General features: G+C 75.8%; 12 protein-coding genes and 1 pseudogene. 7 read left to right on the forward strand and 6 right to left on the reverse strand.

Annotated elements, in window-relative coordinates; all coding sequences use genetic code 11:
• Window positions 1-68: 68 nt before the first annotated feature.
• Window positions 69-524 carry a hypothetical protein gene (locus ACRAKJ_RS24075; protein WP_447008669.1) on the forward strand — a complete coding sequence of 152 codons (456 nt, stop codon included), beginning with the start codon at window positions 69-71 and terminating at the stop codon, window positions 522-524.
• On the opposite strand, the gene ACRAKJ_RS24080 is transcribed toward ACRAKJ_RS24075, so the two are convergent.
• Window positions 508-3,594, reverse strand: coding sequence for a BTAD domain-containing putative transcriptional regulator (locus ACRAKJ_RS24080; RefSeq protein WP_447008670.1), 3,087 nt, complete (start codon window positions 3,592-3,594; stop codon window positions 508-510). The genes ACRAKJ_RS24075 and ACRAKJ_RS24080 overlap by 17 nt on opposite strands.
• Window positions 3,595-3,775: 181 nt before the next feature.
• On the opposite strand from ACRAKJ_RS24080, the gene ACRAKJ_RS24085 reads away from it, so the two are divergent.
• Entirely contained in the window at window positions 3,776-6,985 is a 3,210-nt protein-coding gene (locus ACRAKJ_RS24085) for a S8 family serine peptidase (RefSeq protein ID WP_447008671.1), read from the forward strand.
• 173 nt (window positions 6,986-7,158) lie between these two features.
• Window positions 7,159-7,860, forward strand: a complete 702-nt coding sequence (locus ACRAKJ_RS24090; protein WP_438925425.1) for a GH12 family glycosyl hydrolase domain-containing protein — start codon at window positions 7,159-7,161, stop codon at window positions 7,858-7,860.
• A 39-nt stretch (window positions 7,861-7,899) separates the two neighbouring features.
• Here the strand turns inward: ACRAKJ_RS24090 and ACRAKJ_RS24095 are convergent.
• The 5 genes and pseudogenes from ACRAKJ_RS24095 to ACRAKJ_RS24115 all read right to left on the reverse strand — a co-directional run.
• Window positions 7,900-8,115 (reverse strand): annotated as a pseudogene (locus ACRAKJ_RS24095) (hypothetical protein); the annotation flags it as partial.
• 127 nt (window positions 8,116-8,242) lie between these two features.
• On the reverse strand, window positions 8,243-8,524 hold the full coding sequence (locus ACRAKJ_RS24100; protein ID WP_438925424.1) for a DUF4287 domain-containing protein: 282 nt from the start codon (window positions 8,522-8,524) through the stop codon (window positions 8,243-8,245).
• An 83-nt stretch (window positions 8,525-8,607) separates the two neighbouring features.
• Window positions 8,608-9,279 (reverse strand): AIM24 family protein, encoded by a 672-nt coding sequence (locus ACRAKJ_RS24105; RefSeq protein WP_438925423.1) that lies wholly within the window; start codon window positions 9,277-9,279, stop codon window positions 8,608-8,610.
• A 53-nt stretch (window positions 9,280-9,332) separates the two neighbouring features.
• A complete protein-coding gene (locus tag ACRAKJ_RS24110; protein WP_438925422.1) occupies window positions 9,333-10,538 on the reverse strand; it encodes an FAD-dependent oxidoreductase in 1,206 nt (401 codons plus the stop codon).
• A 139-nt stretch (window positions 10,539-10,677) separates the two neighbouring features.
• Window positions 10,678-12,000, reverse strand: coding sequence for an L-fuconate dehydratase (locus ACRAKJ_RS24115; protein ID WP_438925421.1), 1,323 nt, complete (start codon window positions 11,998-12,000; stop codon window positions 10,678-10,680).
• 231 nt (window positions 12,001-12,231) lie between these two features.
• On the opposite strand from ACRAKJ_RS24115, the gene ACRAKJ_RS24120 reads away from it, so the two are divergent.
• The 4 genes from ACRAKJ_RS24120 (at window position 12,232) to ACRAKJ_RS24135 (ending at window position 19,312) form a co-directional block, all read left to right on the forward strand.
• Entirely contained in the window at window positions 12,232-15,351 is a 3,120-nt protein-coding gene (locus ACRAKJ_RS24120) for an amidohydrolase family protein (protein ID WP_438925420.1), read from the forward strand.
• A 136-nt stretch (window positions 15,352-15,487) separates the two neighbouring features.
• On the forward strand, window positions 15,488-16,315 hold the full coding sequence (locus ACRAKJ_RS24125; protein WP_438925419.1) for an isocitrate lyase/phosphoenolpyruvate mutase family protein: 828 nt from the start codon (window positions 15,488-15,490) through the stop codon (window positions 16,313-16,315).
• Window positions 16,316-16,451: 136 nt separating this feature from the next.
• The gene (locus tag ACRAKJ_RS24130) at window positions 16,452-17,669 is read left to right on the forward strand and encodes an MFS transporter (RefSeq protein ID WP_438925418.1); all 1,218 of its coding nucleotides are present in this window, start codon (window positions 16,452-16,454) and stop codon (window positions 17,667-17,669) included.
• Window positions 17,670-18,007: 338 nt separating this feature from the next.
• On the forward strand, window positions 18,008-19,312 hold the full coding sequence (locus ACRAKJ_RS24135; RefSeq protein ID WP_438925417.1) for an NB-ARC domain-containing protein: 1,305 nt from the start codon (window positions 18,008-18,010) through the stop codon (window positions 19,310-19,312).
• Window positions 19,313-19,401: the final 89 nt, after the last annotated feature.

Below are 19,401 nucleotides of genomic sequence, written 5' to 3' on the forward strand. Positions count from 1 at the left end.
GCGCCCGGTGCGGAACCTGGTGCGGTGCCGCCAGGAGGCGTCACGACCGGCAAGACGGAGGCTCGGACATGACCATGCGCACCAGGTTGACCTCGCTCGCGGGTGCGGGCGCGTTGGTGTTGGGCGGCGGGCTGCTCGCGGCGAGCGGCACCGCCTCCGCCTCGGACGACCCCGTGCCGCCGCCCTGGGCCCAGGCGTGCGCGGGGCTCGCGCCCACGATCTTCGCCGTGCCCGGGGTGGTCACGTTCGGGACGAACCTGCCCGACGTGATCCTGGGGACGCCGTTCGACGACACGATCTACGGGCTCCAGGGCAACGACGTCGTCTGCGCGTTGGACGGCGACGACCTCGTGGTCGGCGGCGCGGGCGACGACCGGGTCTACGGCCAGGGGGGTGACGACGACATGTTCGGCGGCGACGGCGTGGACCTGCTCAACGGCGGCGGTCAGGTCGTGGGCGACTTCGCCGACGGCGGTCCGCTCAACGACGCCTGCCCCAACAGCGAGGTCATCGTCGCCTGCTGACGACGGCCCCGCGCTGCCCCCGGCCCCCGGTCGGGGGCAGCGCCTGGTCGAGCAGGAGGCCCGTCGCCGCGTCCGGTGGCGCGTCCAGCTCCCCGAGCACGGCGAGCACCTTCGTCCGGGCGGCGGCGACCTGGGCGGGGTCGCGGCTCTTGAGGGCGGCGGCGAGGAGCAGGCGGTGGGCGCGCGGCGCGAACGGGTCGAGGGCGAGGGCGCGCTCGGCGAGCGGGGCGGCTTCGGCCGCCTCACCCGCGACGAGGGCGAGTTCGCCGAGCCCGAGCAGGTTCCGCACGTGCCGCGCGCGCAGGCGCTCGGCCTCGACGACCGGTTCCGCGTCCACGACGTCGGCGAGGTCCGGCAGCGGGTCGCCGCGCCACAGCGCGACGGCCCTGCCCAGCAGGTCCGCGGCCCGCTCCAGGTCGCCGGCGGCCCTGGCCTCGCGCACCTCGCCGTCGAGCGCCTCGAAGGTCCACAGGTCGACGTCCAGCCGGTCCGAGCGGACCAGCCGGACGGTGTCGCCCCCGGTCCGCAGGTGGAAGCTGGCCTCGCCGCCGGACCGGTCGGGCTCCAGCAGGTGCCGCAGGTGGGTCAGGGTCACCCGCAGGTTGCGCGCCGCGCCGGCCGCGTCCAGGTCGGGCCACAGCAGCCCGAACACCTGCTCGCGGGTGAGCACGGGTCGCAGCACCAGCGCGCCGAGCAGTTGGCGGACGCGGGCCCGCCGCAGCTCCGGCGCGTCCACCGCGACCCCGTCGCGGGTCACCCGCATCGCGCCGAGCACCTCGACGCCGGTCCGCGATACCGGCGGCGCGGGCAGCGCGGCGAGCAACCGCGCCGCTCCCCCGCCGAACCCGCCCGCCCCGCCTGTCCCGACCGACCCGACCGACCCACCGGGCCCGCCGGAACGAGCGGCTGATCGGAACCGCCGGTGGACGACCGGACCGAGGGTGTCGGCCAGCCACCGGCCCAGGTCGAGGTCACCGCCGTCCGCCAGCCGCGCGGCCAGCTCCACCGACCACGGCAGCGGCAGGAAGCACAGCGCGTGCTCGGGTGGCAGCCGCGAGGCGGCGGCCGGGTCGCCCTCCCTGGCCCGCACCAGCGCCCGCGCCGCCGCCCGCGCCCTGGCGTGCGACGGCCCCAGCTCCACCCGGTCCCACACCGCCCGCAGCTCCTCGCTCAGCACGTAGCCGAGGGCCAGGAACCGCCGCAGGTGCCGTTCGTGGAACCGCCCGGTCACCGGCCACCGCGCCAGGTGGTCGGCGAACACCCGGCGCGCCTCGGTCTCGTCGCCCACGCCCACCGCCACCGCGGCCCGCGCGGCGCAGGCGAGCACGGCGTCGCGGGGGTTGTCGTGGCCGGCCGGGTCGCCGCACGGCAGCGGGTCCCAGGACGCGGCGTCGCCGCAGCACGAGGCGATGACGGCCAGGAACGCCGACGCGACGAAGGAGTCCCGCGCCGTACCACCGGGCGGCGACCCGCCGATCGGCGCGCCGCGCAACCGGGACAGGTCCGCCGGGTCGCCGTCGAACCAGCGCGCGACCGGGCCGTTGAGCCGCAGGTGCGGTTCGTCGGCCTCGCGCAGCGCCCGGTCGGCGAGGTCGGCCGCGTCGCCGGCGAACCCGCACATGTTGAGGCAGTGGTAGTGGAACCGCACGGTGGCCAGCGCCACCTGCGGCGGCACGTCCACGACGGGGGCGCGTGCGATCTCGGCCAGCGCGGCCTCCGGGTCGCCGCCGACCTCGGCGACCGTCGCCGCGACGCTGTGCCGCAGCACGAGCGCGATGGCGGTCGGCTCGCCGCGCAGCTCCCCGACCCGGCCCGCCAGCTCGGTCAGCCGCGCCAGGTCGGCCCGCGAGTGCGCGGTGATCACGGCCTGCCCGAGCACCGCGGTGTGCTTGAGCCCGTCCCACGCCCGGTCCAGCAGCGGGTCGATCCGCGGGTCGGCGAAATCGGTGGCGTGCAGCACGGCGGCGCGCAGCAGCAGGAACGCCGGCCGGTCCCGCGCCGCCGGCGGCGCGGAGCCGAGCCAGCGCTCCGCGACCAGGACGGGCAGCGCCGACAGCGTCGTGGTCACCAGCTCCACCGACGCCTCGGCGAGCAGCGCCCAGTCCCTGCCGCGGCACGCCAGCTCCCCCGCCCGCACCACGTCGCCGCGCGCGGTCAGCACGGCCGCCGCCCGGCGGTGCAGCCGCTGGAGGTCGTCGCAGGTCGTGGTGCGGTACAGCGCCTCCGTCCACAGCTCGTGCGCGCGGTAGCGGCCGTCGTCCAGCTCGCCGACCAGCGGCACCCGCCGGGCCAGCTCGTCGAGCGCGCCCGGCTCGCCGGTGACCGCGGCGACCTCCGCGCCGGTCGCCGCGCCCAGGGCGGCGAGGGCGGCCAGCTCGCGGCGGCGCGCGCCGGGCAGCCGGCCGAGGATCTCCTCGCGCGCGTAGCGCCACGGGGCCGCGGGGCCCGCCGCGAACGCCAGCCGCACCAGCGCGGGCCACCCCCGCAGCGACCGGGCCGGGGCCGGTTCCGCGCCGAGCCGGTGGGCCAGCGCCCGCACCTCGGTGTCGGTGAAGGACAGCTCGTCGGCGCCGATCCGCACCACCCCGCCCGCGGCCTCGCGCCGCGCCAGGGGCAGGTCCGGCAGCTCCCGGCCGCACAGCACCAGGTGCGCGGTCGCCGGCAGCCCGCGCACCAGCTCGGCGAGCAGCGCCGCGCCCGGCGACCCGGCGGGGATCTCGTGCACGTCGTCCAGCAGCAGGCACACCTCGACCGGCGCGCGGCGGACCAGCGCGTCCAGCACGGCCCGCGCCGTCCGCCGCGGGGTCCCGTCGGCCAGGGCGTCGAGCAGGGCGCCGGCCAGCGCGCCGGCCGCCTCGTGCGCGGGCGAGCAGTCCACCCACACGTCGACCCCGCGCGGTTCGAGCAGGTGCGCGCGCACGGCCTGCGCGAGCGCGGTGGTCTTGCCGAACCCGGCCCCGGCCACGACCGCCGTCACGGGGTGCTCCCAGCGCCGCGCGAGCCGGTCGACCAGCCGCAGGCGCGGCAGCTCCACGTCGAGCGGTCGCGGGAGGATCGTCGGTCCGGTCACCTGTGGCGGAGCGCCCGGGGGCGGCGCGGATACCCGCTCGGCCGGGGATCTGCCCGCCCGGCCGCCCCTCGGTGCAACCCCCGTTGCGGCAGGTGGACCCAGGGCGCGCGAAGCCGCCGATCGGCGCTGACCCGGCCCGAGCACGCCGTTACGGTCGAGCCACCGGACCCTGGAGGCCCCCGTGCTCAGACCTGGACGACACGGCCTCTGCGGCGTCGCCGCGCTGGTGCTGGGGCTGACCACCCCACTCACGGCCACCGCGACCGCCGGCCCGCTCGGCGCGGACGGCTCGCTCGGCGCGGACGGCTCACCCAGGTCCGGCGGCACGTCCGTCACGCTCATCACCGGCGACCGCGTCCTGGTCGACGGCCGGGACGTCGTCTCGATCACCGCCGCGCCGGGGCGGGAGCACGCCGCCTTCCGCACGTTCCACCGCGCCGGGCGGCTGCACGTGGTGCCCCTCGACGCCGCCGGGCCGCTCGCCGCCGGCCGGCTCGACCTCCGGCTGTTCGACGTCACCGGGCTCGTCGAGGCGGGCTACGACGACGCGCACCGCGACACCGTGCCGCTGGTCGTGGTGGGCGGCGGGAGCGTCGCGCCGGCGGCCGGCCCGCACGTCACCGCGGCCCTGCCCGGTGGGGCGCTCGCCGCGCGGGTGACCGGGTCCGACGCCGCGTTCCGGTCCCTGCTGGACGACCCGGCCGTCGGCAAGGTGTGGTTGGACGGCCTGCGCCGCACCGCCCTCGACCGCAGCACGGCCCAGGTCGGCGCGCCCGCCGCGTGGGCGGCCGGGCGGACGGGGACGGGCGTCCGGGTCGCGGTGCTGGACACCGGGATCGACGCGGCGCACCCCGACCTGGCCGGCCGGGTCGCCGCGGCGGCGGACTTCACCGGGGCGACCGGCCCCGCGGACGCCGTCGGCCACGGCACGCACGTCGCCGCGACCATCGCCTCCACCCACCCGGTGTACCGGGGCGTCGCACCGGACGCGCGGCTCCTCGACGGCCGGGTGTGCGGCCCGCGCGGCTGCCCCGAGTCGTCGATCCTGCGCGGTCTCCAGTGGGCCGTCGACCAGGGCGCGGACGTCGTCAACCTGAGCCTGGGCGGCTACGACACACCCGACGTGGACCCGCTCGAAGCGGCGATCGACCGGCTCTCCGCCGAGACCGGCGCGCTGTTCGTGGTCGCCGCGGGCAACTCCGCCGGGCCCGGCTCGGTCAACTCGCCCGCCACCGCCGACGCGGCGCTCGGCGTCGGCGCGGTCGACCGGACCGACGCGCTCGCCCCGTTCTCCAGCCGGGGGCCGCGCGCAGGCGACGGCGGCATCAAACCGGACCTGACCGCGCCCGGCGTGGACGTCGTCGCCGCCAAGGCGCGCGACGGGCGCGTCGGCACCCCCGTGGACGACACGCACGTCGCCCTCTCCGGCACGTCGACGGCCGCGCCGCACGTCGCGGGCGCCGCCGCGCTGCTCGCCCAGCAGCACCCGGACTGGACGGGCGCGCAGCTCAAGGCCGCCCTCGTGGCGTCCGCGCGGCCCACCCCGGCGGCGGGCGTGTTCGACCAGGGCGCGGGCCGGCTCGACATCGCCCGGGCGATCACCGCGACCACCACCACCGACCCGGTCAGCCTCGGGCTCGGCACCCAGCTCTGGCCGCACGACGACGACGCGCCCGTGGTGCGCCACCTGTCCTACCGCAACGCGGGCCCGACCCCCGTGGTGCTCGACCTGGCCGTCGAGGCCACCGGACCCGACGGCGGGCCCGCGCCGGCCGGCGTGTTCTCCGTGGTGCCGGCGCGGATCACCGTCCCGGCGGGCGGCAGCACGCGGGTCACCGTCACGGGCGACACCCGGACCGCCCCGTCGGACGGCGCCTACTCGGGCGCGGTCGTCGCGTCGGACGGCACGCGCACACCGCTGGCCCTCGAACGCGAGCCGGAGCGCTACGAGCTGACGCTCCGGTACACCGACGACCGCGGCGCGCCGGCCGACGAGGTGTCCGGTTCGGTCACCGGGCTCGACGACGACAGCTTCGTGTTCCCCGTGCCGGTGGGCGGCGTGGCGAAGCTCCGGCTGCCCAAGGGGGACTACGCCCTGGAGAACTACGTGGTGACGGACGGCGCGCGGTTGGCGTTCCTGCCCGTGCCGCTGCTGGGGTTCACCGGGGCCACGACCGTCGAGGTCGACGCCCGGCTGGCCCGGCCGGTGGCCGTGACGCCGCCGGAACCGGGCGCCGAGGAGCTGTTCGGCCAGGTCGTGCTGCACCGCCCGGCCCTCGACGGCCGGGGCGGCGGCGCCCTGATGCTGGTGGGCGGCTTCCGCGGCGTCGTGTCGCTCGCCCAACTGGGCCCGGCCCTGCCCCGCGACGAGCTGACCACGATCATCGGCGCGCAGCACGCCGGCGCGCCCCTCGGCGACACCCCGGTGAACTACCGGCTGGTGTACGTCGAGCGCGGCCCGGTGCCGACCGGTTTCGTCCGCTCCCCCGGCGTTCGGCAGCTGGCGAGGGTGACGCAGCGCATCGACACCGGCGGGCCCGACCGGACGCACCAGTACATCGGGGTGCCGCTCGCGGTCGGCGGCGGTTCCGGTGCCGGCGTCGGCCTGTGGTTCGGCCCGGGCGGCACGTACGTCGACCACCTCACCACGCGGGACGTGGCGTGGCGGTGGATGGTCGACCGGCTGGGCGGGGGCGCGTACCTGGGCAACCAGATCCACCCCCACCGCACCTACCGGCCGGGCACCGACCAGGTGCAGTGGTACTTCCGCCCCGTGCTGGGACCCGCGATCGGCACCGCGGGCCTGACCCGCACCGGCGACCGGGTGGACGTGTCCCTGGCCCTGTGGGGCGACCGCGACGGCAACCTCGGCGTGTTCCCCACGACGTCGTCCCGCACGACGCTGCACCGCGACGGCGTGCCGGTCGGCGAGGGCGACCAGCCGGGCAACGGGCGGTTCAGCGTGCCGCCCGGACCGGCCGACTTCCGGTTGGACGCCGAGGCGACCGTCGATCCCGCCGCGACGGACCTGAGCACCCGGGTCACCGGCAGCTGGACGTTCCGCTCGGGCACCACCGCCGCCACCACCGCCCTGCCGCTGACCGTCGTCCGGTTCACCCCTTCGCTGGACGACACGGGCAGCGCGCCCGCGCACCGCGTGCTGCCGGTGCCGCTGGACGTCCAGCGGCAGGGCGGCGGCCGGGTCGGGCGGCCGGTGGTGGAGGTGTCGTCCGACGACGGGGCGACGTGGTCCCGGGTCCCGGTGCTCGGCCGCACCGCGCTGGTCCGCAACGGCGGCCCGGGGTTCGCGTCGCTGAGGGTCTCCGGCGCCGACGAGGACGGGAACTCCTTCCGGCAGACGGTGATCCGCGCCTACCGGGTCGCGGGGTGACCGCCGCCGACCCGGGCCCGCGCGCAAGCGGGTGAAATCCTTCGAAGCCGTTCGTCGAACCCACTCGAAGCGGGACCGGTGCGTTGACCCGGTCCGGAGGGGGCTGGGAAAGTCCGAGCCGTTCCGCCGCCGGACGCCGACGTGGGCGACGACGCCCGGGAGGGGTGCCGACGATGACGAGAACGCGATGGGCCGCGGTGGCGGTCGTGCTCAGTGGCCTGCTGCTCGGGGGTCCGCTGCTCGGGGGTGCGGGGCCCGCGCACGCCGCGACGTGGTCCTCCACGGACAAGTGGGGGACCTGGTCCACCAACGGGTACACCGTGCGCAACAACGTCTGGGGCAGCGGCACCGGGCCGCAGGCGATCTGGGCGAACTCCCACTCGAACTGGGGCGTGTGGGCGAACCACCCGAACACCGGCGGCGTGAAGTCCTACCCGCACTCGGCGAGGATGGTCGACCGGAGGCTGAGTTCGCTCGGCCGGCTGTCCAGCTCGTTCGACGTGACCCGGCCCGGTGGCGGCGCGTACGCGACCGCGTACGACATCTGGGCCGACGACCACGCCTACGAGGTCATGATCTGGGTCAACGAGCAGGGCGCGGTCGGCCCCATCGGCGGGCGGGAGACCACGGTGTCGGTCGGCGGCCACACCTGGGACGTGCACCGCGGTTCCAACGGGTCGAACCAGGTGTTCTCGTTCGTGCGCACGTCCGACACCGACGCCGGGTCGGTGGACGTGCTCGCGGTGCTGCGCTGGATCGGCTCGCGCGGCTGGTGGGGCGACGTGACCGTGGGCGACGTGCAGTTCGGCTTCGAGATCACCTCGTCGTCCGGCGGCATGGACTTCCGCGCCAACAGCTTCTCCATCACCACCTGACGGCCGGGACGCCGGCGCGCGCATCAGCAGCACCGGCGACGGTTCGCGCGTCGGGTGGGCGAACGCCTGCGGCGCCGGCAGGTCGACCGCGTCCTCCCACGCGCCGGGCGCCACCTCGGCGGTGGCCGGGTTCTCCACGGCGGTGAGCCCGCGCTCCCGCCACCGCGCCGCCACCGCCGTGGCGGGACCGGACGGCACGAGCCCGACCAGGCCGTCGACCGGCCACTGCGCCGGCGCGGCGGTCGGCGCGCTCACCGCACCGGGCCAGGCCGCCCGCGTGCAGCACGCCCACCACCTCGGGGCGCACGTCGAGCCGGTAGCCGTGGCCGACGTGCGGAGCCGGTCGTGGCGCCCGCCGCGCCCCGCCGGCCGGTGCCGGTGGTCAGCGGTGGGCGAGGCCGTCGACGCGCAGCGTCGCGGAGGGGTCCCGGTGGTTCCCGGTACCGCCCACGTGCTTGTCCGCGATCCCGGTGCCGTTCTTGAGCACGTGGAACAGCGCCATCCCGTGCCCGCGCCCGAGGTCGTAGTCGTCCTTCAGCCAGCCGAGGACCACCCCCGCCTTGGTCGTGGCGTCGTAGCCGCGGTCACGGGCCTCGGCCAACAACTGGGCGGGGGTCTTGCCGGTCTTCTTCTCGATGTTGTCGAGGTACGCCTGGAAGGACATGGCCACTCCGTTCGTCGGGTGCGGCCAGCCTATGACAACTTTTCCTGTCCGGACAACTTTATTTTTCGGCCACGCGCCCGGCCTCACTGGCTGGGCACCGGCGGGTGCCCCTCCGACGCCTGCACGACGACGATCCCCTGACCGGTCAGCCCGAGCTGGTACGCCTCGCCCGAGCCGCGCCCGATGACCGCCGCGAGCTTCGCCGTCTTGCGGATCGAGGAGCGTAGCGACGTGGACCACAGGACGGCGGACTGCACGTCGACGTACGTCGGCACGTCCACGGTCAGCACGACCGGCGTCCCGAACGCCGTGACGGCCAGCGCGCCGGTCCCGGTGAACGTCGTGTTGAACAGGCCGCCGCTGAGCATCGACGCGCCCTCGACGCGGTTGATGTCCCAGGTGAGCATGCTCTCGAAGGCGAGCACGTTCGCGCCGTTGACGGTCACGCCCTCGTCCTCCAGGTGGAGCACGAACACCTCGTCGGCCTTCTCGGCCAGGAAGACGTCGCCGCTGCCCGACACCTTCATCAGGGACATGCCCTCGCCGGTGAACGCCTTCTTGAACAGCTTCCCGAGCCCGCCGCTGCCCTCGTACGCGAAGTCGACGTCGCCCTGGTAGGCGACCATCGACCCCTGCTTGGCGAAGAAGAACCCACCGCTGCCGGTGAGGTCCACCTTGAGCATCCGCTCGTTCTGGAGCTGGAAGCTGCCGGGCTCGACGGACCGCTCGGCGTGGTCGAAGAGTGAGCTGCGCATCCCGTGATCCTGCCGTGCTCGGCGGGCAGGCGCACCGTGGTCGGACGAACCGCTCATCGTCCTCCCGGAACGGCCGGCGCCGCCACCGACGCCGAGTCGTGCTTCGCGCGCAGCACCCGCCGGCGCACGGCCCCGCCCGTGATCCGGTGCAGGCGGTACGAACCGGGTTCGCGCCCCTCGCGGGCCAGGTGCCCGACGGTGCCCCGGCAGACGAACTCCTTGAGCTTCGCGACGGGGCCGCCGGCGAGGTGGAGCCACAGCGCGACGTCGTCCCGGTGGGCGAACTGGAGGACGCCGTCGCGGCGGCCCAGGCTGACGCACTGCCCGGCGAACGCCTGGTTGAGCGGTGCGGGCCGCTCGCCCGCGATCCGGCTGAACACCGTGTCGGCGGCCTGCGCGCCCAGCGGGATCGCGGCCTGGCAGCTCATCCGCAGCGGCAGGTCCGACGGGGCGGCCGAGTCGCCCGCCGCGACGACGCGCGCGTCGTCCACGCTGGTGAGGGTCTCGTCGGTGAGCAGGCGGCCGAGCGCGTCGGTGCGCAGCCCGCTGCGCGCGGCCAGGTCGGGCACGCCGAAGCCGGCGCTCCACGCGGTCACGTCGCCGGGCACCTCGCGGCCGTCGGCGAGCCGCACGGCGTCGCGCGTCACCCCGGTCGCGGTCGAGCCGGGGCCGTCGAGCACCCGCACCCCGAGCGCCGCCAACCGCTCGGCGACCGAGCGCCGCGCGCGCGGGTGCAGGTACGGGCCGAGCACGCCACCGCAGACCAGGGTCACGCGGCGGCCCGCCTCGGCCAGTTCGGCGGCGACCTCGATGCCGGTCGAGCCGCCCCCGACGACCGTCACGGCCGTCGCCGCCCCCACGAGCGGCCGCAGCCGCCGCGCGTCCTCCAGGGTGGCGACGGGGTGGGCGAACTCGGCCGCCCCGGGCACGGTCGGGTCGGCGCCGCCGCTGCCCACCGCGTAGACCAGGTAGTCGTAGCCGACCGCGTCGCCGGACGCCAGCTCCAGCCGCCGCCCGGCCGCGTCGATCCGCGTCGCGCTGTCCACGACCAGCCGGACGGCCGGGGCCAGCACGTCGCCGTAGTCCACGACCGCGTCGTTCGTCCCGCCCACGAGCTGGTGCAGGCGGATGCGCTCGACGAAGACCGGGCGCGGGTTGACCAGCGTCACGGCCACGTCGCCGTGCCGCGTCAGGCGGTTGGCCGCCATGACCCCGGCGTACCCGCCGCCGATCACGACCACCTCGGTGCGCGTGCTCATGGTGTCTCCCTCGTGGTGTCGGTGTACTGCACCCTGGACAGCGCACGGGGGTCCGCTGTGACAGCGGGGTGACGCAGGTCACCGACTCCGGGGAGGAGGCTCCGCCGGCGGAGCGGGGGTCACGGCGGTCGGGCGGGCGTCACGGGGCGTCGGTCCGGTCGGCGGCCGACCACACCGGGCCGTCCGGGTGGGCGAAGCGGCTGAGGGAGTCCGGGCGCATGGTGGAGCTGAACCCCGGCGCGGTCGGCGCGGCGTAGCGCCCGCCGGCGACCCGCACCGGGTCGACGAAGTGCTCGTGCAGGTGGTCGACGTACTCGATCACCCGGTCCTCCATGGACCCGGACACGGCCACGTAGTCGAACATCGCCAGGTGCTGCACCAGCTCGCACAGCCCGACCCCGCCCGCGTGGGGGCACACCGGCACGCCGAACTTCGCGGCCAGCAGCAGGATCGCGACGTTCTCGTTGACGCCCGCCACGCGCGCGGCGTCGAGCTGGAGGTAGGACAGGCCGCCCGCCTGGAGGAGCTGCTTGAACACCACGCGGTTCTGCACGTGCTCGCCGGTGGCGACCTTGACCGGCGCGATCGCCCTGGCGATGGCCGCGTGGCCGAGCACGTCGTCCGGGCTGGTCGGCTCCTCGACCCACCACGGGTCGAACTCGGCCAGTTCGCGCACCCACTCGATCGCGGTCCCGACGTCCCAGCGCTGGTTGGCGTCCACGGCGATGCGGATGTCCGGGCCGACCGCCTCGCGGGCGACGCGCAGCCGGCGGACGTCGTCGGCGAGGTCGGCCCCGACCTTGAGCTTGACCTGGGTGAACCCGTCCGCGACGGCCTCCCGGCACAGCCTGCGGAGCTTGGCGTCGTCGTAGCCGAGCCAGCCGGGCGAGGTGGTGTAGGCGGGGTAGCCGACCCGGCGCAGGTTCGCCCGCCGCCGCTCGCGGCCCGGTTCGGCGCGGACCAGCAGGTCGAGCGCCTCCTCGGGGGTCAGCGCGTCAGTGAGGTAGCGGAAGTCGACCAGGTCGACGAGTTCGGCCGGCCCCATCTCCGACAGCAGCACCCACAGCGGCGCGCCGGCGCGCTTGGCCTTGAGGTCCCACAGGGCGTTGACCACCGCGGAGATCGCCATGTGCACGACGCCCTTCTCCGGGCCCAGCCAGCGCAGCTGCGAGTCGTGCACCATCTCCCGCCACACCGCGCCCATGTCGCCGAGCACGGCCTCCAGGTCGCGGCCGACCACGTAGGGGGCCAGCGCGGCGATGGCCACGGCCTGCACGTCGTTGCCCCGGCCGATGGTGAACGCGAACCCGTGCCCCTCCAGGGCGTCGGGGGCGTCGGTGGTGATCACGACGTACGCGGTGGAGTAGTCGGGGTCCGGGTTCATGGCGTCGGAGCCGTCCAGTTCCCGCGAGGTCGGGAACCGCACGTCGTGGGTCGTCAGCCCGGTGATCGTCGGCCTCATGCCCGTTCGACCTCCTCTGGGAATACATCGGATCTATCGGGCTAGGTATACCGACGCTCTCGACCGGGATCAATGGTCACGGGACAGAGATCGGATGTGTACCCGATCGCGCGCCGCGTCCCGACCGCACGCCTGGGCTGTCGGGGGCAGTGCGGACGCGGCCGAACGGACGGCGCGCGGGCCGGGGTGCGTGGCAGGCTCGGACGGAGGACGGCCGAGGGGGGTTCTCGCATGGCGTCGGACGACTTGTCACGTCGTGACCTGCTGGTGCGCGGTGGTCAGGTGGCCGCCGCGCTCGGGGTCGCGGGCACGGCGGGCGCGGGCACGGCAGGCGCGGAGGGCGCGGAGGGCCCGGAAGGCGCGGGGGCCGAGCACCACCGGGGCCCGGTCGCCCGGCTGCGCGAGGGGACCAACACCTCGGTCGCGCGCTCCCCCGACGGCAGGTGGCTGGCGCTGGACGTGGCCGCCTCGATCTGGGTGCTGCCCGCCGACGGCGGCACGGCGCGCAGGCTCACCGGGCAGCTCCAGGACGCCACCCTGCCCGCGTGGTCGCCGGACGGCCGGTCGATCGCGTTCCAGTCGTACCGCGACGGGAACTTCCACGTCCACCTGGTCGACGTCGACGGCGGCGAGCCGCGCCGGCTGACCAGCGGCGCGTTCGACCACCGCGAGCCCGCGTTCTCACCGGACGGCGAGCGGATCGCCCTGACCAGCGACCGGGGCGGCAGCTACGGGCTGTGGCTGCTCGACCTCGCCTCGGGCGACCTCACCGCCCTGACCTCCCCGCCGGACGAGGTGGGCGCGCCGCGCTGGTCGGCGGACGGCCGGCGGATCGCGTTCACCGTCGACGACACCGCCGTGGACGTGCTCACCGTCGCCACCGGCGAGCGCGTCCGGGTGGCCACCGCCCCGGCGGGCGCCCGCGTCCTCGGCGCCGGGTTCGGGCCGGACGACCGCACGCCCTGCTACACGCTGCTGCGCCCGGACCGCGCGGACCTGGTGCTCGGCGACCGGCCGCTGACCGACGGCGAGGACGTCTTCGGGTTCGCCGCGACGTGGGTCGGCGAGTCGTTCCTCTACACCGCCGACGGCCGCGTCCGCCGCCGCGACCTCGCCGGCGGTGTGCGCGACATCCCGTTCGAGGCGGTCGTGCCGGTCACGCCGAGGACGCCACGCCGGCGCGCGCCCGGGTCCGCCGGCGACACCCCGACCCCGGTGCGCGGCATCGCGAGCCCCGTCGTGTCGCCGGACGGGAGGACCGTCGCGTTCCGCGCGCTCAACGCCGTCCACCTGGTCCCGATCACCGGCGGCACGCCGCGCAGGCTCACCGACGGCCACCACTTCGACTCCGACCCGGACTTCTCCCCCGACAGCCGCTCGATCGTGTACTCCAGCGACCGCGGGGGCGTCCCGGCGCTGTGGACGCGCGACCTGGCCACGGGCGAGGAGGCGGTGCTCGGCGGCGCGCCCGGCGCGCAGACGGTCCCGAGGTACTCCCCGGACGGCCGGCGGATCGCCTACGTCGACCAGGACGGCGCGGTGTGGGTGCTCGACGTGCCGTCCGGCGACCGGCGGCAGGTCACCCCGGCGCTGTTCATGCCCGGCCGGCCCACCTGGTCGGCGGACGGCGCGGTGCTCGCGCTGGCCGCGGTCAAGCCGTACTCCCGCCGCTTCCGCGAGGGCACCAGCCAGGTGCTGACCGTCGACCTGGTCGGCGGCGGGCTGCGCTACGCCGAACCGATGCCGTTCCGCTCCATCGCCACCCGCGGCGACGACGGCCCCGTGTGGTCGCCGGACGGCCGGCACCTGGCGTTCGTGGTGGAGAGCGTCGCCCACGTCGTCCGGGTCGACGCGGCGGGCCGGTTCCTGGGCGACCCGCGCCAGGTGACCCGCGAGGTGACGGACTCGCTGTCCTGGTGCGGCCCCGACGCGCTGGTGTACCTGTGCAACGGCAGGCTGCGCCGGGTCGGGCTGGGCGGCGGCCCGGCGCGGACGATCCGGCTCGACTTCACCTGGCGCCGGCCGAAGGCCCCGGAGCGCACCGTCGTCCACGCCGGCGCGGTGTGGACCGGCGAGGAGGACCGGCTGCGGCACGACGTGGACGTCGTCCTGGAGCACGGGCGGGTGCAGGAGGTCCGGCCGCACCGGGCGTCGCCGGGCGACCGCGTGGTCGACGCGCGGCACCTGGTCGCCATGCCGGGGCTGGTAGACGCGCACAACCACTGGCACCTGCGCGGCCGGCAGTGGGGCGCCCGGCAGGGCAGGCTGTGGCTGTCCTACGGCATCACCACCACCCGCTCCCCCGGCGACCCGGCGTACCAGATGGTCGAGACCCGCGAGGCGCTGGCGGCCGGTGCCCTGGTGGGGCCGCGCTTCTACGGCACGGGCGAGGCGATCGACGGCTCGCGCGTCTACTACAACTTCATGCGCCCCACGCGGTCCCGGGAGCAGCTGGACCTGGAGCTGAAGCGGGCCCTGGAGCTCGACTACGACATGGTCAAGACCTACGTGCGGCTGCCGGTGGAGCTCCAGCGGGCCGCCGCCGAGGCCGCGCACCGGGCGGGCGTCCCGCTGTCGTCGCACTACCTCTACCCGGCGGCGAGCTTCGGCATGGACGGCATGGAGCACGTCGGCGCGACCAACCGGCTGGGCTACTCGCACACGATCAGCCGGACCGGGCGCGGCTACCAGGACGCGGTCGAGCTGTTCCTGAAGTCCGGCATGTCCGTGACCCCGACCCTCTTCCACGCCCGCGCGCTGTACGCGGACGACAAGTCGCTGGTGACCGACGAGCGGACGCGCGTGCTGTTCCCGCCGTGGGAGTACGCGCAGTACGTCGCCGACGCGGACCTGGCGGGCACGCCCGCGTCCCCCTGGTCGCGGGAGGTGGCGGCCCGCTGGGTCGACCTGGTGCTGAGGGTGCACCGCGGCGGCGGGCTGGTGATCTGCGGGACGGACGCGCCGCTGGACGCGGTGGCGACCTCGACGCACCAGAACCTCCGGGCGATGGTCGAGTTCGGCTTCACCCCGTTCGAGGCGCTGACCACCGCGACCCGCAACCCGGCGACCTGGCTGGGCCTGTCCGGTCAGGTCGGCGTCCTGCGACCGGGTGCCCACGCCGACCTGTCCCTGGTGGCGGGCGACCCCCTGGCGGACGTGCGCGCGGCGGCGGCCGTGCGCGAGGTCTTCGTCGGCGGCGCGCGGCACCGCGTGGAGGACCTGCTGGCGCCGTTCCGCCAGTCGCCGCCCGCCCACCGCGCCGCCCTGCCGCCCGCACCCTCCGCCGCGCACGTGCACGAGCACTGGTGGCACGAGCCGGAGTGGTCGGTCCGCGCGTGCTGCGGCGAGTGACCCCGGCGGCCGGGAGCGACCGCCGGGGGTCGCGCGCGGCACCGGGTTGGTGAGCGTTCCTCGGTTGATTCTCCTTGTCGCACCACGCTGTTACGATGCCGCCCCTCACCACGATGATCATCGGGAAGGGGCTTTCATGCCCGGTACCAAGGAAAAAGCGAACGCACTGCGCGCGGCCCACGCGGAGGGGACGCTGGTGCTGCCCAACGCCTGGGACGCCGGCAGCGCCGTGCTGGTCGCCCGGGCCGGGGCGGCGGCGGTGGCCACCACCAGCGGCGGGGTGTCGTGGGCGCAGGGCAGACCCGACGGGCAGCAGCTGTCCCGGGACGAGATGGTCGAGCAGGTGCGCCTGATCGCCGCCGCGGTGGACGTGCCGGTCACCGCCGACGTCGAGGGCGGTTACGGCCCCTCGCCCGAGGACGTCGCCGCGACCGTGGAGGCCGTCGTCGGTGCGGGCGCGGTCGGCGTGAACGTCGAGGACTCCCGGGGCTTCGGGGTCCCGCTGTTCACCGCCGGGGAGCAGGCGGACCGGCTGCGCGCGGCGCGGGCCGCGGCGGAGCGGGCGGAGCTGCCGGAGCTGGTGCTCAACGCGCGCACCGACGTGTTCCTGTTCCAGGTCGGCGAGCCCGAGGGGCGGTTGGCCGACGTGCTGGCGCGTGCCGCGGCGTACGCGGAGGCCGGCGCGGACTGCCTGTTCGTGCCCGGCCTGGTCGACCTCGACGTGCTGGCGGAGCTGGTCGCGGCCTCGCCGCTGCCGGTCAACGCGATGGCGGGCCCCGGCGCGCCGACCGTGGCCGAACTGGCGTCGGCGGGCGTGCGGCGGGTCAGCGTCGGCACCGCGATCGCCCAGGCCGCGTACTCGGTCGCCCAGCGCGCCGCGGAGGAGCTGCTGGTCAAGGGTTCCTACGACGCGGTGGCCGACGCGCTCGACTACGGGTCGCTCAACAACGCCTTCGTCCGCTGAGGACGCCCGGCGGGGATTGATCGGCGGCTCAGATCAACCCTGTCGGACAACGCCCGGCTCGGGTGGACTGACCGGCGTCCACGGGCGTTCGGACGGCGACGGGGCGGGGAACCGCAGTGACCACGGGGGAAGCGCAGTGACCACCAAGGAAGCGGGCGCGCCGAGCGGCGTCCTGGCGAGCATCCGGGCCACACCGCGGCCGGTCCGCTACCTGCTGGGCGGTGTGCTCGTCAACCAGGTGGGCGCGTTCGCGCAGACGTTCCTGGTGCTGTACCTGACGGTGCGCGAGTTCTCCACCGGCCAGGCGGGCATCGCGCTCACCTGCTACAGCGCGGGCGCGGTGCTCGGCACGCTGCTCGGCGGCGAGCTGACCCACCGGCTCGGGCCGCGCACCACGATCGTCGGCGCCATGGTGGTGTCGGCGGCGGTGCTCTCGGTCGTGCCGGTGCTGGCCGAACCGGGCTCGTTCGCGGTGCTGCTGGTCGCGATCGGCGCGGCGGGCCTGGCCACCCAGTGCTACCGGCCCGCCGCGGCGGTGCTGCTCGGCGAGCTGATGCCGCCCGAGCAGCGGGTGATGGCGTTCTCCATGATGCGCACCGCCCTCAACGGCGGCGCGGCCCTCGCCCCGCTCCTCGCCGCCGGCCTGGTCCTCGTCGACTGGGACCTGCTGTTCTGGTTCGACGCCGCGTCGGCGCTCGCCTACGCGGTGGTGGCCCGGGCGACGCTGCCCGCCACGACCGCGCCGCGCGACGAGGACGGCGGCGCGGGCGGGCGGGCCCGGTCGGCGTACGCGGTGATGCTGCGGGACGCCCGGTACCTGGCGTTCCTCGTCTCGGTCCTGATCGGCACGCTCATCTACGTGCAGTACCTGGTGGCGCTGCCGCTGAAGATCGCCGCCGAGGGGCACCCGACCGTCCTGTACGGCGTCGTGCTCACCACCGGGTCCGTTCTCACGGTGCTGGCCGAGCTGAAGATCACCTCGTACGTCCGGCTGTGGGCGCCGTGGGCCGCGGCGGCCGGCGGCACCGTGGTGATGGGCCTGGGCGCGGTCGGGTACGGGATCGGCTCGCACGCGGCGCTGATCGTGGTCAGCACCGCGGTGTTCGTGCTCGGCGTGATGGTCAGCGGGCCGACGGTGTTCGCCTACCCGGCGAGGTTCCCCTCGGCGGTGCGGGCCCGCTACGTCGGGGCGCACCAGGCCGTGTTCGGCCTCGGCTCGACCCTCGGGCCGACGCTCGGCGTGCTGGCCTGGGGCGCCGTCGGCAACGGCGTGTGGCTGCTGTGCGGGGTGCTCGGCCTGGTCGGCGCCTGGTTCGCCCTCGTGGGCATGCGCGCGGGCGCGCCAGCCGCCTGACGATTTACCGAACAATCCTCCCGTTCACACTCCCCCGGTTCCCGAATTTGTTTCTCACGCACGAGGAGCACTCCGTCACGACCCGTTACCGGATACATCGCGCGACGTGATTTTTTCGACCGCGCATGGGCCCATTCGCGAATCCTATGCTCGCCCGATCGGCGGTAGCGGGACCTCCGTGCCCTATCCATGCTTGGCCCCGCACACCGAGAGAAAGGTACCCACTGGGGATGGGTAGACCGGAAAAGCCCGTCGACGCCTCGTCCGGAGCGGTGGCGGGTTTTGCGAGTGAATTGAGGCGATTACGCGCCCAGGCGGGTAATCCGACTTATCGGGACATGGGCAGGACGGCGCTGTACTCGTCGTCGGTGTTGTCCAGCGCGGCCAGCGGGCACCGGATGCCGACGCTGCCGGTGACGCTGGCGTTCGTGGCCGTGTGCGGTGGCGACCGCGAGGAGTGGCGGCGCAGGTGGCTGGCCGCGTCGAGCGGGCTGCGGCCCGAACCGGCCGCGCCGGGCCGCCCGGAGGGCTCCGGACCGGACCGGGTGGGACCCGACCGGGCAGGACTTGACCGGGCGGGACTCGATCGGGCAGGACCTGATCGGGCGGGACCTGATCGGGCCAGGTCGTGCGTGCCGCGCCCGGCGCAGCTGCCGATGAGGCCGCGCGGTTTCGTCGGGCGGCACGACGAGCTGCGCCGGCTGGCGGTGGACGCGGCCCGGCCCGTGGTGATCAGCGGTCCGGTGGGCGTCGGCAAGACCGCGCTGGCGCTGCACCACGCCCACCGGGTGGCCGCCGAGGCGGTGGACGGGCAGCTCTACGTCGACCTCGGGCCGCTGGAACCGGGTGAACGGGGCGCGCAGGCCGCGCTCGGCGGGTTCCTCCGCGCGCTGGGCGTGCCCGTGGACGAGCTGCCGGAGGCCGTGGACCAGCGCGCCGGGCTGTACCGGTCGCTGGTCGCCGAACGGCGGCTGGTCGTGCTGCTGGACAACGCCCGCGACGAGCGGCAGGTCCGGCCGCTGCTGGTGGAGACACCGCGCAGCACCACCGTCATCGTCAGCCGCGCGCCGCTGCTCGGCCTGCGCGACGTGCGCCGGCTGCGGTTGGACGTGCTGCCCCGGGCGGAGGCCGTCGCCGTGCTCGCGGGCGCGGCGGAGGTCGGGCCGGCCGACCGCGACCGGCTCGCCCGGCTGTGCGGCGACCTGCCGCAGGCGCTGGACATCGCCGCGCGCAAGCTCGCCGCCAGGCCCGACGTGCCGGTGGGCCGGGTGCTCGCCCGGCTCGCCGACCCGCGGTCGCTGCTGGACTGGCTGCGGGTCGGCGACCTGTCCCTGCGCGAGTCGTTCCAGTCCGCCTACCTCGGGCTGGGCGACGCGGCCAAGGCCGTCCTGCGCCGATCCGCCCACCGGCCCGCCAGGGAACCGGTGGCCTGCGGGCCGTTCACCGACGAGGAATCCGTGCACGAATTGGTCGACGCGGGGTTCCTCCGGCCCGCCGACCGGTCCGGCGCCTACCGGCTGGACCCGTTGACGTGGGCCTTCGCGCTCGAAACGCGCACCGCCCACCCGGTGTGCCGGCCGGCCGGCCGGGAATTGATCGTCACTACCGGCGGGAACTACCGATCAAATGTCCAGTCGGCTTGACTGGGTCGAGCCGGGCGGTTGCCCCGCGTTCGCCGGAACAATTCCGCGGACCCGGGCAGGACATTCGCCGGCGTCTCTTCCCGCGGAAC

This window comes from Saccharothrix sp. DSM 118769, from assembly GCF_052936295.1.

Coding starts and splice junctions, on each gene's coding strand:
- ACRAKJ_RS24115 (WP_438925421.1), bottom strand. CDS start 12,000: ATGAGGCCGACGATCACCGGGCTGACGACCCACGACGTGCGGTTCCCG.
- ACRAKJ_RS24100 (WP_438925424.1), bottom strand. CDS start 8,524: ATGTCCTTCCAGGCGTACCTCGACAACATCGAGAAGAAGACCGGCAAG.
- ACRAKJ_RS24110 (WP_438925422.1), bottom strand. CDS start 10,538: ATGAGCACGCGCACCGAGGTGGTCGTGATCGGCGGCGGGTACGCCGGG.
- ACRAKJ_RS24135 (WP_438925417.1), top strand. CDS start 18,008: ATGGGCAGGACGGCGCTGTACTCGTCGTCGGTGTTGTCCAGCGCGGCC.
- ACRAKJ_RS24090 (WP_438925425.1), top strand. CDS start 7,159: ATGACGAGAACGCGATGGGCCGCGGTGGCGGTCGTGCTCAGTGGCCTG.
- ACRAKJ_RS24105 (WP_438925423.1), bottom strand. CDS start 9,279: ATGCGCAGCTCACTCTTCGACCACGCCGAGCGGTCCGTCGAGCCCGGC.
- ACRAKJ_RS24120 (WP_438925420.1), top strand. CDS start 12,232: ATGGCGTCGGACGACTTGTCACGTCGTGACCTGCTGGTGCGCGGTGGT.
- ACRAKJ_RS24125 (WP_438925419.1), top strand. CDS start 15,488: ATGCCCGGTACCAAGGAAAAAGCGAACGCACTGCGCGCGGCCCACGCG.
- ACRAKJ_RS24075 (WP_447008669.1), top strand. CDS start 69: ATGACCATGCGCACCAGGTTGACCTCGCTCGCGGGTGCGGGCGCGTTG.